At 58.4% G+C, this 14,740-nt stretch carries 16 protein-coding genes, 1 tRNA gene and 1 other RNA gene; 9 read left to right on the forward strand and 9 right to left on the reverse strand.

Annotated elements, in window-relative coordinates; genetic code table 11:
- Positions 1-3: 3 nt before the first annotated feature.
- Genes G9C82_RS16490 through G9C82_RS16500 form a run of 3 tightly spaced genes read left to right on the forward strand, consistent with a single transcriptional unit; the run spans position 4 to position 2,110 of the window.
- Positions 4-666 carry a 4Fe-4S dicluster domain-containing protein gene (locus tag G9C82_RS16490; protein WP_049944150.1) on the forward strand — a complete coding sequence of 221 codons (663 nt, stop codon included), beginning with the start codon at positions 4-6 and terminating at the stop codon, positions 664-666.
- Positions 663-1,073: a hypothetical protein gene (locus G9C82_RS16495; RefSeq protein ID WP_121303274.1), complete on the forward strand. Its 411-nt coding sequence runs from the start codon at positions 663-665 to the stop codon at positions 1,071-1,073. The genes G9C82_RS16490 and G9C82_RS16495 overlap by 4 nt, the downstream gene beginning before the upstream one ends.
- Complete coding sequence (locus G9C82_RS16500; protein WP_004956864.1) at positions 1,070-2,110, forward strand: cytochrome b/b6 domain-containing protein; 1,041 nt, start codon at positions 1,070-1,072, stop codon at positions 2,108-2,110. The genes G9C82_RS16495 and G9C82_RS16500 overlap by 4 nt, the downstream gene beginning before the upstream one ends.
- Positions 2,111-2,137: 27 nt before the next feature.
- Here the strand turns inward: G9C82_RS16500 and G9C82_RS16505 are convergent, their stop codons facing one another.
- Complete coding sequence (locus G9C82_RS16505) at positions 2,138-2,536, reverse strand: hypothetical protein (RefSeq protein ID WP_004956867.1); 399 nt, start codon at positions 2,534-2,536, stop codon at positions 2,138-2,140.
- A 90-nt stretch (positions 2,537-2,626) separates the two neighbouring features.
- Between G9C82_RS16505 and G9C82_RS16510 the strand changes: the two genes are divergently transcribed.
- Positions 2,627-2,803 carry a hypothetical protein gene (locus tag G9C82_RS16510; protein ID WP_004956869.1) on the forward strand — a complete coding sequence of 59 codons (177 nt, stop codon included), beginning with the start codon at positions 2,627-2,629 and terminating at the stop codon, positions 2,801-2,803.
- 608 nt (positions 2,804-3,411) lie between these two features.
- Here the strand turns inward: G9C82_RS16510 and G9C82_RS16515 are convergent.
- The 3 genes from G9C82_RS16515 to G9C82_RS16525 form a co-directional block, all read right to left on the reverse strand.
- Positions 3,412-4,176, reverse strand: coding sequence for an IclR family transcriptional regulator (locus G9C82_RS16515; protein ID WP_007187735.1), 765 nt, complete (start codon positions 4,174-4,176; stop codon positions 3,412-3,414).
- A gap of 321 nt (positions 4,177-4,497) precedes the next feature.
- Positions 4,498-5,361 (reverse strand): fumarylacetoacetate hydrolase family protein, encoded by an 864-nt coding sequence (locus G9C82_RS16520; RefSeq protein ID WP_127014699.1) that lies wholly within the window; start codon positions 5,359-5,361, stop codon positions 4,498-4,500.
- A 529-nt stretch (positions 5,362-5,890) separates the two neighbouring features.
- A complete protein-coding gene (locus tag G9C82_RS16525) occupies positions 5,891-6,493 on the reverse strand; it encodes a bifunctional 2-polyprenyl-6-hydroxyphenol methylase/3-demethylubiquinol 3-O-methyltransferase UbiG (protein ID WP_127014700.1) in 603 nt (200 codons plus the stop codon).
- A gap of 100 nt (positions 6,494-6,593) precedes the next feature.
- Here G9C82_RS16525 and G9C82_RS16530 point away from each other — a divergent pair, with 100 nt between their 5' ends.
- Complete coding sequence (locus tag G9C82_RS16530) at positions 6,594-8,276, forward strand: acyl-CoA synthetase (RefSeq protein WP_127014701.1); 1,683 nt, start codon at positions 6,594-6,596, stop codon at positions 8,274-8,276.
- A gap of 311 nt (positions 8,277-8,587) precedes the next feature.
- Here G9C82_RS16530 and ffs read toward each other — a convergent pair.
- Both ffs and G9C82_RS16540 read right to left on the reverse strand, forming a co-directional pair.
- An RNA gene (ffs, locus tag G9C82_RS16535) (signal recognition particle sRNA) lies at positions 8,588-8,900 on the reverse strand.
- Positions 8,901-8,979: 79 nt separating this feature from the next.
- Positions 8,980-9,393 (reverse strand): hypothetical protein, encoded by a 414-nt coding sequence (locus G9C82_RS16540; RefSeq protein WP_004956883.1) that lies wholly within the window; start codon positions 9,391-9,393, stop codon positions 8,980-8,982.
- 79 nt (positions 9,394-9,472) lie between these two features.
- On the opposite strand from G9C82_RS16540, the gene G9C82_RS16545 reads away from it, so the two are divergent.
- The 4 genes from G9C82_RS16545 to G9C82_RS16560 all read left to right on the forward strand — a co-directional run bounded on the left by G9C82_RS16545 (position 9,473) and on the right by G9C82_RS16560 (position 12,867).
- Entirely contained in the window at positions 9,473-9,748 is a 276-nt protein-coding gene (locus G9C82_RS16545; RefSeq protein WP_007187739.1) for a DUF5798 family protein, read from the forward strand.
- A gap of 74 nt (positions 9,749-9,822) precedes the next feature.
- Positions 9,823-9,897: transfer RNA gene (locus G9C82_RS16550), tRNA-Arg, on the forward strand.
- Positions 9,898-10,331: 434 nt separating this feature from the next.
- Positions 10,332-11,009 (forward strand): DUF998 domain-containing protein, encoded by a 678-nt coding sequence (locus tag G9C82_RS16555; protein WP_011223570.1) that lies wholly within the window; start codon positions 10,332-10,334, stop codon positions 11,007-11,009.
- Positions 11,010-11,640: 631 nt separating this feature from the next.
- Positions 11,641-12,867, forward strand: a complete 1,227-nt coding sequence (locus tag G9C82_RS16560) for a sensor histidine kinase (RefSeq protein WP_004956890.1) — start codon at positions 11,641-11,643, stop codon at positions 12,865-12,867.
- A gap of 351 nt (positions 12,868-13,218) precedes the next feature.
- On the opposite strand, the gene G9C82_RS16565 is transcribed toward G9C82_RS16560, so the two are convergent.
- The 3 genes from G9C82_RS16565 to G9C82_RS16575 are packed head-to-tail and all read right to left on the reverse strand — an operon-like array spanning position 13,219 to position 14,685.
- Entirely contained in the window at positions 13,219-14,097 is an 879-nt protein-coding gene (locus G9C82_RS16565; protein ID WP_004956892.1) for a mechanosensitive ion channel family protein, read from the reverse strand.
- The gene (locus tag G9C82_RS16570; RefSeq protein ID WP_004956895.1) at positions 14,097-14,345 is read right to left on the reverse strand and encodes a YhbY family RNA-binding protein; all 249 of its coding nucleotides are present in this window, start codon (positions 14,343-14,345) and stop codon (positions 14,097-14,099) included. The genes G9C82_RS16565 and G9C82_RS16570 overlap by 1 nt, the downstream gene beginning before the upstream one ends.
- A 52-nt stretch (positions 14,346-14,397) precedes the next feature.
- Positions 14,398-14,685: a ribonuclease P protein component 4 gene (locus G9C82_RS16575; protein WP_004956898.1), complete on the reverse strand. Its 288-nt coding sequence runs from the start codon at positions 14,683-14,685 to the stop codon at positions 14,398-14,400.
- Between the last annotated feature and the right edge of the window lie 55 nt (positions 14,686-14,740).

Consider the following 14,740-nt stretch of genomic DNA (forward strand, 5'->3'; position numbering starts at 1 on the left):
AGTATGTCAACAGGCAATGAAGTGATGCACGACGGCGTGATGAGTACCGGCGAGGATGCGCGCATCTTCCCGGATGTTGAGGCGTGTATCGACTGTGGTGGCTGTGTTGTCTCCTGTAAGCGTACGTGGGACGTCCCACGGGACGAACAGCGAATCAGTATCGCGACGATGCTCGAAGGCCAGGAAGCCGCATCGGGGCTCAACGCCAGCAGCGGCCAGGCGATAGGCCAAGGTGAGTCACCCGGCGAGACAGCAGTCCCGATGCAGTGCTATCACTGTTCGAACGCGCCGTGCGTCTCGGTGTGTCCGACCGACTCGCTCATTTCGAAGGAGAATGGCTTCGTACGGGTCCGGGACGACCTCTGTATCGGGTGTCAGTACTGCCTCTCAGCGTGTCCCTTCGGCGCACCGCAGTTCCCCAGCGAGGACGAAGGAGTCGCCAACCTCGTCGGCAGCGGTGGCAACATGGACAAGTGTACCATGTGCGAGGAACGTCAGGATGTCGGCAAGGGGCCGGCCTGCGCCGAGGAGTGTGCCACCGACGCCATCCTGGTCGGGACGCCGGCCCAGATATCGGACGAACTGGACAACAGGGACAGCGGCACGTTCTTCAACGACGTGGCTATGGACATCATCTTTGGCGAGGACGCCAGTGAGTTCCAATGACGAACACAGAAGACCTCCCGGAGGTGAACGGCTACAGCCGCGTTTCGGTGCTCGTCAGCGCGGTCGTCGGCCTCGCTGTCGCGGCGCTGGCGCTGTTCTGGGCACAGGGATTCAGACTCGGCTATGAATCGCTGTACCGGGTCAACCCGAGCGTCGAGGGCGGCGGTATCGGCGCGGACTGGGTGTTCGGCAACACCATCCCCGCGCTCGATTTCCTCATCGCGCTCATCCACGCGGCCGACGTCATCCTCGGCGCGTTCATTCTCGTGATGGTGTTCATCCACTGGGCGGCGTTCCAGCGTCTGGCAGGCAAGATGCGCGAACCGGGTGAGGATACCAGCGAGGCCGTCGCGGCCGACGGTGGTTCGCCGGCCCGCGGCGACGGACAGGGAGGTGACGGCGCATGAGCAATCTCGACCACGGGAAGTTCACGCGCGTGACGACCCTGTTCCACTCGCTGCTGGGGCTGGACGTGTTCCTCCTGTTTTTCACCGGCTACGCCATCATGTTCAACGACGAACTGTGGTGGATGCTGACGCTGATGGGCGGGGCCTCAGGTGTGACGGCGATCCACCGCATCACCGGCATCGGGCTGGTTGCACTCGTCATCTTCTGGATTACGCTCCAGCTTATCTCCTCGACCGGCCGGAGCAACTTCTCGAAAATCCTCCCGGCGAAAGACGACGTCGACGCGTTCATTCAGGATATCCAGTTCGTGCTCGGTCGAGCCGACGAACGACACCCGAGCGCGCGGCAGTTCGCCGGCTACAAGGCCGACGAGGTCCCGCTACTGTCCTACATCGGCAAGGGCGTCGTGTTCATCTTCTCCATCGAGCTGACCCTGCTGGCGATATCGGGGCTGCTCATCTGGAGCAAGACCGGCCTCGCCGCGATGTTCCAGACCAAGGCGGCCGCGATGGCCTTCGTCACATTCCACGGCCTGCTGGGCGTCATCATGCTGATGGGGGTCATGTTCCACATCTTCGAGCACGGGATGCACCCTGCCTTCTACCCCGTCGAGACGAAGGCGTTCATTCCCCGAAGCATGGTGCCCGAACACCACGGTGACGACGACGAGGAGCCGGACACCACGGGGATCGAACGCCTCTCGCTGTCCCCATCCTGGCGGACTGTCTCGACGATCTTCGGCGCGATGACCGTCATCGGCATCGTTTCCGTGCTCATTGGGAGCATCTTCGACGAGGGGTACCCGGTGCCCCGCGAACTCGCCATTGGCGGCGGTCCGTCGAGCATTCTGTTGACTATCGGTATCAACCTCGGCATGGTCGTCCTCGGTGTCGGGCTCGTGCTGTCGATGTACGGGAACGTCCTGCGCATCCGCTGGGAACAACAGCTAGAACGAGACGAGCGGCCGGCCGCGGCCGACGGTGGCGAACCCCAGACCGACGGCGGCCAGCCTGAATCAGACGACAGCGAAAACTGAACCGACTGAGGGCCGTTTTTCCTGCAGCTACGCGATGAGTGCCTGTCCTTCCGGCGACAGCTCGACATCGACGTCCTGCCGGGTCTGTTCCTGAATCTGGTTCAGGTTCCGAGTCAGGACCTGCAGGATGTCTTTTGGCTCCGGGTAGACGAGCATATTACCGTCGCCGTCCTCCATGACCAGTTGTGTATCGGAGAGCGCGACCTGGTCGCCCTCGATGCTGGCGACGATTACATCCAGTGCTTCCGCGCCGCCGGGGTCGCCCTCCGTCACCTTCGTAATATAGAGCGCATCGAGCCCAATGAGGTCCTTGTACTCGCGGACCTGTTCGGCACAGGCGACCATGTCCTGCGTCACCGCCGTCTTTTGGTCGTTCCCATGCTCTCCCTCGTAGCAGTGTTTACAGATTCGTAGTTCGAGGCGCATGCCCCTGACTATGTGATTGGGTCTCATTACCGTTGTGGGGATGGCGATTCGACCACCAGTGTTTACTGTACTGCTGTGGAATGGTATCATATGGCATCAGCGCTTAACGCAGTGTATCTGGCACTGGTCGTCGTCGTCGGCGTCGTCGGAACGCTGTTCGTCGCAAGCATCAGGTCCACAGACGTGCGGTCCCGGTGGCTCGAACTGTCATCGATCGGGGTCGTGGTACTGTTCCTGCTGGCTCTGGGCGTCCAGTTCCTCGCGTAACCGTGCACCCCTGATTTCTTGGGAGATACTGCCGGAACGATAGCTGCTGTTGCGTGCCTACCTGAGCAACATATATGCGCGGATAGTTCATGCTCCCCTTATTATTGACAAAGTATAATTCTATTTACCCAAATCTACAGACGGATTTTGCACTATCGATTTTTCAGAGCCTGAACTAGGTCTATATTAGGCATAGCTGTATATAAAATCGACATTTGGATATATTAGCCATAGCGACGGTGGGTTTTGCTACTATTTCGAGCACAGCCAGTGATAGGAAACGCATAATCGATGTGTCTCGTCTGGAGTAACAGTAGTACATCCATTATTGAGATTGGGACCGTGTCGGAGTCGTGGTCGTATCTCGTACCGAACAGTGTAAGATAGCGTTGGAAAGCCGTTCACTCATCATGAATCGGGTATGGACACCGTTCAGCAGTCAGTGCTATGAACTGGCGGTTATCGAATGCAAGCAGGGACTCATGCGCGTCGTGGATCCAATGCGTGCTGCAAACGCTGCCCGAATGCAGCGCTACTGTCGAAAATGGGCTGTTCAGGTATCACTACCACAAGACTGTAATACCGTTCACCGCTTCCGAACATTGCTGTTATGAATAGGTAACGTTCAGCTCGATAACGTTGGCGACTTCCAGTACTTTCTGTGGGAATTCTTCGCGGAATCGATCGCCTCGGAACCGATTTGTCGGGCCCGAAACGCTGATCGCACCGATAATTTCGGTATCGTGGTTGAGCACCGGGGCAGCGACACAGCGGAGTCCTTCGAGACGCTCTTCATCATCGAAGGCGACGCCGCGCTCTCGGACGTCCGCTAGCTCTTGCTCCAGTGCCGCTCTGCTACTGATCGACTTGCTGGCCTCCCCGCCGAGTCCGTGGCGGTCGACGATCGCATCAACCCGTTCGGTCGGCATGTGTGCGAGAATCGCTTTTCCCAGCGCTGTCGTATGAAGCGGAACGCGTGTTCCGACGTGGGCTTTGACCTGCACGGCTTTGTCTCCCCGAGCACGGTACAGGTACGACCCGCGGCCGTGTTCTTCGACGAGAATATTCGCGAGTTCGCCGGTTTCTTCGGCCAGCCGGTCGACCTCTGGCTTTGCAATCTCGAACAGTTTCTGCCGGTGGCGGGCGTACGCTCCCAGCTCTAGGAACCGAAGCCCAACCTCGTACACACCGTCTCTGTTGACAACGTATTCTTCCTGTTCCAGCGTGCTCAGGTAGTTGTGAACGGTACTCTTTGGGATGTCAAGGTGCTGGGCCAGTTCGGTGACACCGGCTCCGTCGAGATCTTTCAGTGCGTCAAGCACCTCGAACGTCGTCTCGGCGGATTTGACTGGGTTTCGAGCGGTTTTTGCCATACTCGGCCATGTATCCCCTCGTACTAAACAGTTGTTCAAACATCTGGGACAGAGCGGCGGCTTCGGCGGCACACTGGTTTTCTCACGGCATATCGATAGCAAATCACCGCAAACTGACACGTACGCCCTGATCGATTGTCGCAGGTAGACATATCCGTGGAGCGTGCATTCAGATGGAGGGCTGTAATAATTCCGTCGGCGCAAATCCCCGCCAGACCGACACACAGGCACGCAATCGAAACCAGTCGAGAGCCGAGCACGGTATCACAGTGTGAAACCCTCTGCGAAGCGGTTACCAGACCGCCCCGGTCCGATAGCCTTTCACACGACTGTAACTGAATTGTTCAGTGTTCCGATGGACTCAATGTTGATGCTGACTTGATCTCCCTCTTGCAGCGTAAAATCGTCGTCGGGAACGAGCGAGGTCCCGGTAAGTAGCACTGACAGCTCGGGGACTGCGTTGTGCGCGGTGTAGTACGAGACGAGTTCCTCACAGGTGCGTTTCATCTCGCTGGTGTTGGTCTCTCCGTAGTAGACACGGTCACCATCGCGGTGAATCGACATCGAAAGTGCCAGCGAGTGCGGGTCTTCGATGTCCGTGACGACGGCTGGGCCAACCGAACAACAGCGGTCGTACACCTTGGCCTGGGGGAGGTACAGCGGGTTTTCTCCCTCGATAGACCGACTGCTCATGTCGTTGCCGACAGTGTAGCCGACGATGTCGCCCTCGTAGAGAACGATTGCAAGCTCTGGCTCGGGCACGTCCCAGTCTGAGTCGGCTCGGATGCCGACCGCTTCGTCGGGGCCGACAGTCCGAGTGGGCGTCGATTTGAAAAAGATCTCCGGCCGCTCCGCATCGTACACGTCAAGGTACATCTCCGGCGTGCCGCTTTCCTCTGTCCGCGCTTCTTCACTGATCTGGTACGTGACGCCAGCGGCCCAGACTTCGTCGGCAGTGACGGGATCGGTAGCAGTGGCTTCGAGTCGTTGTTCGGACACTGCCTCAGCGGCATCGAGGTGGCGGGCGCTGAGTTCGTCCGGTGCGGTATCCGCAATCGAGGCCGATTTGAGGAGGTCACGGAGCGTTCGAAGCTGCGGTTTGACGCTGCTCAAATCGTACACACCGTCCCCAGTTTCGACCGCTAACCGCTGTGAGTTCCCGTCACGTAGCTGGTAGTACCTCATACAGAGTTGCAAACTGCAACAATACATGAATCTTGTGCTGGCAACGGTATGCTTCTTGCCTGTCGCGAAAGCACTACCGTCGACCGGCAACCCATTCCCAATCAGGCGAGCTGCCGTTCAGCAATACGGAACACTACGAATGACAGGCGTACAGACGTTATTCTGGTATCCCAGTGAGCGTGTCGTGAGACACATACTCACCGCTCCCAAGCCCACTTCTACAACGGAGGGTGATGATACTAGGACGGTTCCGTGTAACACCGCCGTTCAGTAGTTCAGTTCCTATCTGATACACAATTATCGGACTAATGTCAATATAATATCAACGAGACTCCGCTCTGTCACCATCCGTTCAATATGCATTTCTAATGAGCCACAGACACCTCTAAATTTGCACATGAGCTTTCAAAGCACCACCTGCATGTTTACCGCCACATTCAGATTTTTGCCACTCAACTTCGAGCATATATGTATCTATATCAGTTTCCCACCTCAATAGCGCCCTATACAAACCTACTTTCACTACGGCCTACTCAGGTACCTGAAAGATGCGGACAGTATCCCGCTTTCCGTCTATTGAATCGGCCTCGGTAAGTCCACAGTCTGTGAACACCGCATTCCAGTCCCGGTAATACAGCGGGACGTTGTCATCGACGTAGTTTACTTCACCCGGGTCGCCACCTTCGTTCTCGACGGTAATCAGCAGGTCATCTACGATCCGTGCCAGTTCTTCGAACGCCCAGTCGACATCTGGGTGGAGATGCTGCAGTGTTTCGACGGAAAAAACGACATCGTACGTGTCGTCCGCGACATCTGTGACGAACTCCTCGATAGCCATGGCGTGAAACGAGCCGGTGGCTGCGAGGTCGGGGTACGTCTCAGCAAGGACATCTAACGCATCGCCGTTGATATCGACGCCGGTCAAATCCGAGTAGCCAGCTTCAGCTAGTGCAGCGAGGTGCCGCCCGGAGCTGCAGCCAACCTCCAGCACAGCCGCGTCCTGCTCGACATGCTCTGCGAGTATTGACTGCACCAGCTCACTCGTCTCGTCCGCTCCATAGTAGGCATAATACGCGGGAGAGTATTCGCCGGACCGCTCGGCCCACTCGTCCCGAATGTCGGTAGAGTCCACGGTGAAGTCGGGAGGGGAAGACGGAAAGTTCTGCCGGCTCGGGTGTGGCGACGGTGGTTCGACCGAAAGACGCAACAGCCACCCAGACGACCGGTATGCCATGGTCTGGACAGTGATGCCGGACTCCGAGGGGTACGACGAGGCCCACGAGCAGTTCAGCTGGGACCTTCCGTCGTCGTACAATCCGGCGGTCGATTTTCTGCAAAAACACGAGGACCCCGACAGGGTGGCGCTCGAACAGGCGTATCCTGACGGACAGCGCGAGCAGTACACCTTCCGCGAACTGGACGAGCTATCGGACAGACTCGCGGCGGGGTTGGCCAGTCTCGGCGTCGAGGCCGGTGACCGGGTCGGCGTCGTCGTGCCACAAAAGCCACAGAACCCAATAACGCACCTGGCGAACTGGAAGCTCGGGGCCGTCTCGGTGCCGTTGACGGTCCTGTTCGGGACGGACGCGCTCCAGTACCGGCTGGACGACGCTGGCGCGACCGTCGCCGTTATCGACCCGGTCGTGCGCGATGATATCGACGCGATACGCGAGGACTGTCCGACGCTAGAACACGTCCTCGAAATCGAAACTGACGCACCGGCTGGCGATGTCCACGCCTTCGGCGATATGCTTGCTGCGCCGGAAAACACCGACATCGAACCCTACGACTCCACGCCGGACACTGACACGGCGATACTGTACACGAGCGGGTCGACGGGGCCGCCGAAAGGTGTCCGGCACTCACACGCACTGTGGCTCGGACGAGCCGCAGCCGCGTACAACTTTTTCGACCAAGGGCTGGGACCGGACGCGACAGTCTGGACGCCCGCGGACTGGGCCTGGGGCGCGGCCCTCGGCGGGACACTCTTTGCGACGTGGCATCACGGTGGAACCATCGTCGGCTATCCCGCCTCAGGGTTCGAGGCCGAGGCGGCGTTTGACCTGCTGACCGAGTTCGATATCACCCGGTCGTTCATGCCGGCCACCGCCCTCCGAATGCTGATGGATATCGAGGACCCGACAACGACGTACGACCTCGCCATCGAGACGTTTGCCGTCGGCGGCGAGTCGTTGACCCCGGAAATCGTCGACTGGGTGGCGGAGACGTTCGACTCGGTCACCATCAACGAGTTTTACGGTCAGACAGAACTGAATCTCGTTGTCGCCAACAACTCGAACTGGTTCGACACACAGCCCAGCAGCATGGGCAAGCCGTTACCGGGGTATGACCTGGCGATTCTGGACCCCGACGCCGCCGACCGCGGCGTTGCTGCGCCGCTCTCGACCGGCGAACTCGGCGAGATAGCGGTGCGACCGCACGACCGCTCGGTGTTCTTCGACGAGTACTGGAACATGCCGGAGAAGACGGCGGCCAAAGAGGTCGACGGCTGGTTCGTTACCGGCGACTTGGCACGACAGGACGCCGACGGCTACGTCTGGTTCAAGTCGCGCAAGGACGACGTTATCATCACCAGTGGCTACCGCGTCGGGCCGATGGAGGTCGAGAGCGCGATTCTCGAACACCCCGACGCAGTTCAGGCGGGCGTCATCGGTGTCCCGGACGACACCCGGGGCGAAATCATCAAAGCGTACGTGGAAGCATCGGCGGATGCGCCGGCCCACGAGACGCTCCGGTCAGAAATCCGATCTATCGTCAGAGAGCACCTTGCCGAGTACGAATACCCCCGCGAGATCGAGTTCGCTGATGCGCTGCCACAGACGACAAGCGGGAAGATCCGCCGGAAAGAATTACAGGCGTGGAATGCCGACGACAGCGCCGGCGAGTCGCCGTAGTCTCAAGTGTCGCGACCGATAGCCGTCGGATGGACGAAATCAGTTAAGCACTCCAGATATTGACGACGACAGGCTGAAAAGCAGCCCCTTTTATACAAATATACGGATAAGTAGGCGAATTACTATTCTATATCCCTATATTTGTCCATATATTCTTGATATATGGTGAGATATATCTGCTATATCGGATTTTATGGATAAAATGCCCTATTTACATCTAAATACCGGCCTTCGCGCACAATGTACTGAGAGACCTCCGCAAAAACGCGTCCAGTACGACTGTTCACGGGTAGTGACTGTAGGTATGAATGGAACGGACAGCCAGGATGGCCCGGCGTTCGGACGCGGGTAATCCCGTTTGCCTCCTCCACCCCGCGACCCCACGAGCGACGGGTGTTCGATGGTCCGCTGCTCACTTCCGTGCCTGGCGGAGTGCCATCGTTTAACCACGTGGGCGCACCCCTGCAGGTGCGACCACGCGGACCGCCGTCCCCGTGGGACGAGGCTTCCACGTTAGCTCACGGGGTCCACGTCCGTCAGACCGGACGCCCCCGGTGTTCGGTCCCCGCTCAAGACCACAGTGCGGGCAAGGAGGGGGGCCTAGCCCCCCGACCTAGTCCATCTGAAAGTCCGCCGCCGCCCCATAAGGGCCTTTCGGATGCGCCCACAGACCGCTGGACGACGCGCCGGTGGACAGACCGGCCTACAGCAGGTCCAGCGCCCGCGCGAACCATGTCCCACCGAGCGGGATGAGGAGGCCCGCGATGACGACGCCCCAGCGGTGGTGCTCCATCAGCGTCGACTCAGTCAGTCCCAGCACGAGACTCTCGGGGACGGTGACCGCCCAGAGGACACTGAGGGCGACGATGAATACGCCCATGCCGATGCTCGCGCCCGCCGCGACACTCGGATCCGACCGCCCCTCGCGGCCGGCCGCCAGCACAATAATGCAAACAAGCGCGAATACGCCTGGCAGCAGCGGGGAGAGCGCCCCCGAACTGTAGTACGCCCCGACGGCACTCGCCGTTTCGACGAGGCCGTACGGGACCGCAAGTACAAGGAGATACAGAACGCACCCGACGATGCCGACAGTCGGAGCGAGCCGCAAGTCGTCCATATCGTCGCTCGGTCCGGCGGCGTCTTAACAGCGACGTTCGAGCGAAACGAGGAAATGTCGGCTCGCCGTAGCCGAGGCCATGGGACTGGGCTCCACCGCGAAAAAGATACAGAAGGTCGCCGACATCGCCGAGGATCTCTACAAGAAGGTCAACGAGCTGAAGACACAGCTCGAGGACCTACGGAGCACTGTCGACGAGACGAATACTCGCGTCGATGGAATGGAGCAGGAACTGGCCGAACAGCGCGCGCTCATCGAGGCACTCGCCGAAGAACGGGGTGTCGATACGGACGCGATCGTGGCCGAAGTCGCCACAGACACTGATAGCGACACAGCTGAAGCGGTTTCAGAGTAATCCCCTGACTGCGGTACTATCGCGCGGCGGAACCGGTTGGTTTAAACCATAACACCATCATACCATTGTACGTAGGGCGCTTAGCTCAGCTTGGACAGAGTGCTTGGCTTCGGACCAAACCGTCGGGGGTTCAAATCCCTCAGCGCCCGTGTTCTGCCGCGAGCAAATTCGCGAGCGGCTGCCACGGTAAACTGAAGGATTTGAACCACACGAGACGAGCGAGAGCGAGTCTCGCAGTCGGGTGAAAATCCCTCAGCGCCCGTATCGGATTTCGCGGTTCTAACCGCCCGACAGCGGTGGGCTGGTTCTGCTGATGAACGCAATGTAGTTCCTTTCCGTTCAATCATTGAACGGTCCTGAATTGGAGTAGTATCGTCTGGTGATTTGCGTACATCTACATAGAACACGGCGAGAAAACTAAGCACCAATAGGGCCATTGGCACCGCTCGTGTGGGGGACCTCACTGTCTCTGGGAGCAGTCTCGCGTCTGGCAAGGGTCCGGCCTAATGAAGCGCGCGAAGTCAGCACCAAGGGGTAAAAAAGTCAACCATTTCACACATATTGGGAGAAGTTCAGACGAATAATGACGAATAGTGACCGTCTCCTGTCTCGACTCGGATTTTCCGAATCGTCGGGGGCAGGATTTAGTCTGACGTTGGCCGGGTTCATTGGCTTCATGGGGATAATTACCGCTGAGGTCCTCTACCCAAACTATTCGACAAGACAGGACATCAGTGATCTGGGATCGACCCGCCCACCGAACCCCGTGATTCACGAACCGTCTGCGACAATCTTCAACACAACGATGCTGGTAACGGGGGCGATGGTACTCCTCTCGGCATACTTTCTCTACCGGACGATGGACCGACGTGGGTTCCCACTCGCACTCGCAGTATTTGGGTTCGCTGCGTTCGGCGTCGGCGTTTTTCCAGGGAATGTGACACCGTGGCACGGGATATTTGCTCTTCTCACCTTCTTTAGCGGCGGTATCACCGTCGTTCTCTCTTCTCAGGTCGTTTCCAGACCGTTCTCGTTCCTCTGTGGCCTCTTCGGCGGTATCTCTCTGCTGGTTCTTGTCAGTGTCTTCGTCTACGGATTGCTCGTCGGTGGCCCCAGTCCAGTTGAGCCACTCGGACCGGGTGGAATCGAACGCTGGGTCGTCTATCCTATCATCATCTGGTTACCCGCATTCGGTGGCTACCTTCTGGCGTCTTCTGGCGATACGGTAGGCGATTATCCGAATCGACAAACTCCGGAGTGACCCAATTGTTCTCGACCTGTCGTCTCTTCAAAAGCCTTGAGAGACTTGCACTGTGTATGCAGTCTTCAGCATTCATTTGCCCGCACTGCCGGCTGTAACGAACTGAAGGAATTCGCCACCTGAGGTGGTGAGTTCCATCTCGCACACACTGACATGGCTTATTCAGCAATTGGGAGGAGCGCGACGGCAAGATGTAGCGTATCTATTAGTCGATTTGATCGCCCATTTGGTGTCTCGACCGAAGCTCAGGACGCGCCACGCCCTCCGTGAGGCCGGTTGTGTCGTATCGCCACCCAGCGTATCCAACAATCTGTCGACACCGACCACCACGGCTGCGATCACTATGAGTCCGGCTTCCGGGCATTCGGTCTTAGTTCGAGATGGGCATTGATGTGGGAAAACTCGCTGTCGAGCTGTATGACGGCTGATTCAATCGTCCGTGGCACGCCCCCCCCCATTATCAACCCGTTATATTGCGATTTGTCGCCTCTAACTTCATTTTCTCTGTTGGGCACGACGTGATAGATGTGGTGGTCATCGTGCCGCTGGCCAATTCCGATTCTGACAGTCAATGAACAAAAACCATTTATGCATTGATTCCTAGTTTTTTTTATAACAAATAAGTACTAGGATGGATAAAAACCAAGAGGAGAGTGTAGATTCCACGGCGGAACTGCGAAAGACGAAACAGCACTTGAATCTCGTTCTAAAACTTGCCGATATCACCGCCGCTCGGGTCGACACTGACCTCAGGCACACATGGGTTAATGATCAGGGGCCCAACAGTATCTCCGACCCAGAGGCGCTGGGAAAACGGGATGACGAACTCTTTCCGCCCGACATTGCCGAGCCGACGTTAGAACTGAAGAAGGCCGTCTTGGAGACTGGTGAACCAGTCACTCGTAAAGTGACATTCCAGAAACCGACAGGTGACAGGATATACAATATCCGGGCCGAGCCCATGCGTGACAGCGAGGGCAACATCAAGGGTGTCATGCAGGCTGCAGTTGACACAACCGACGAGCATAGACAGCAACAGCAGTTGAGCGTGGCGACGCGGATGCTGCGGCACAACCTTCGAAACAGAGTCACCACATTGCTGGGGCAGGCAGAGATGCTAGACGAGCATCTCTCGACACTCCCTGACAGCGATAGACTAAGGGCACTGCAAGATGTGCTGGAGACGCTTGACGGGGAAGTAGAGACCAGAGACGTTGATTCTCCCCGCACATCGGATCTGCATGCCCGACTTGTGGAGGCTAAACGACTCGCGGAGGACCTCTCGGATCTCTCGGAATCGAATGTTTCGGACATGTCTAAGACCATACGGCAAGTCACCAATCGACTATACAATGTCACTGAGAAAGTCGACCACTTTCTCATACTGGCCGATTCAGGTACATCCTATGACCGGACTCAGGGCACGGAACTGCGACCGACGATAGAGGCAGTACAGGAAGAAGTCACGCAGGCAAACCCAGACGCTGAAATCAGTATCCAGGGACCACTCGACACGACAGTGCTGGCACCATCCAACGAACTCAGAATTGGACTTCTCGAACTCGTCGAGAACGCTATCGCTCACAACGACCAACCCAGTCCGACGGTAGAAATCCGCGTTCGCACACAGGACACTGGTCGGACTCTGGTAGAGGTGGTGGACGACGGTCCGGGCCTTCCGGAACACGAAGCGCGAGTTATCGAGGACACGGTGGAGGCGCCACTCGAACATGGTAGCGGTATGGGACTGTGGCTCGCACAGTGGGTGAGTCTGAAAAACGGTGGGCCACTCCAGATCGACTCCACCGACCAGGGCGGCACAGTGGTTTCGCTGACACTCGCGACAGACAACGACTGACAGGGCGGCTTTGTATTTGCTGGCGCTTCGTGCGCTTCTAACCCCGTCTATACAGTAAAACCCTTGAATTTGGCCGTCTCAAACCTAACAAGCTGATTCGTTCGATAGATGGGCGAGCGCCCCCAGCGCCTGTGTTCTGCGACGAGCAAGTCGGTGAGCAGTAACGGGACCGTCTGAGGAAGCATCGTTTCTACGCGACCAACAGTGAGGTGCCCATCGTATTTTGCGTGAAACGAAGACGAAGAATCGGAACGGCGATTCCGCACCGCATCTAACGTCACACAGACCGCAAAACGTCGGTGTAGGTCGGTGTGTTGCAGTCCCTGACGACGAGGTTGCGCCAGCGGCAGATCAGTCGTCGGCTGGTTCCACGACGCCGTCGAACCCGGTCATCTCCAGCCCGCCGCCGATGGTCCGGTTCGGGTACGGCATGTTGATGTCCTCGGCGTCGAAGCGTTGCTTGACCGACTTGACGTATTCGGCGCGCGTCTTGACGAAGTCGGACCGACTCGGGTTCTTGATCCAGATACGTGACTGCAGTCCGACAGAGGAATCACCGAGTTCAACGAGGCGAACGGATGGCTCAGGGTCGTCCATTATTTCTGGGTGTTCCCTAGCCTCGTCGAGAATGATTTCAGTCGCTTCGTCGATGTCGTCGTCGTAGTCGATGCCGAACACGAACTTCAAGCGGAGCTGGTCCTTGGCGACAGGGTTCTTGATGACGCCATCGGTTAGATTCGAGTTCGGCACGGTCAGCAGTTCGTTGTCGAAGGTCCGGACGCGGGTGACTCGAAGGCTAATGTCCTCGACGACGCCGGAGTTGCCGTCCCACTCTATCCAGTCGCCGATCCGGAACGGCTTGTCAGTGTAGATGAACACGCCGGCGACAAAGTTCGAAATAACGTCCTGCATCGCGAAGCCGATGGCCAGCGTCGCCGCCGCGGCGATGGTCGCCAGCGACTGCAGGAAGTTCCCGTATTCGGCCATCCCGAAGGCGACGGAGATGGCGACGAACACGATACCGATGCTGACGACCTTCTTCAGCGGTTGCCGAGCGTGGGTATCGAGGTCGCGCGACTTGAGCGAGCGGTCGACGATGGGCAGGACAATCGCCTTCCCAAGGATGTAGACGAGGACGAAGACGACGACGAAAACCACCGCCGAGGCGATAGAGCCGGCGGCTGGCACGCCAAAGCCTTCGAGCAGGTCGGCGAGTGGCTGGACCTGCATCATTTCTCGAACACCGCGGTGTGGCCCCGCACCTGAATCACACTGGCGTTGACCATCTCAGCAAGGTCGTCGGCGAGTTCCTCGGCTGTTGTGCCGCCCCGGGACGACCGGAGGAACTTCACCTTCACGAGGTCTGTGTTCTCCAGTTGGTCGTCGAGTTCGTCTGCGACGGATTCGATGCCGTGTTTGCCGACGCGAAGCGTCGCGTCGAGGTCGTGTATCCGCGACTGTCGAGAAGAATCACTCATGTACACCGTTTAGCGAGGACAGCCTCTTAAAACCAGTAGTCGTAAAGAATCCTCAGTCATACGGATAGCGGGACTGTGACCCACAGTCGCACGTGATGACGACGTGGCCGGCCTGGGTTCGAGACCGGGCGTTGTGTCCGTGGAGGAGGTACGTATCACAGGCGTCACACGTCGACCGCTCGAACGACCGTGGCAGGCGCAGGCGGTGGCGTTCGGCGACGCGCCGAGCGCGTCGGACGTACGACCGGGCGCGCTCCTCGTTACCGGCCTGAACGGCCTCGCGAGCGAGCGACTGGAGGCGCTCGATACGCTCGCGGGCGATGGTCGCCTCGTCCGTCATTGGCGGTACTGGGTCGGCGGCGGGAAAATGCCTTCCGAACGAGCTAGCAGCTTCG

It is taken from the genome of Haloarcula sp. R1-2 (genome assembly GCF_011627385.1).
In the GTDB taxonomy this organism is placed as follows: Archaea; Halobacteriota; Halobacteria; order Halobacteriales; family Haloarculaceae; genus Haloarcula; species Haloarcula marismortui.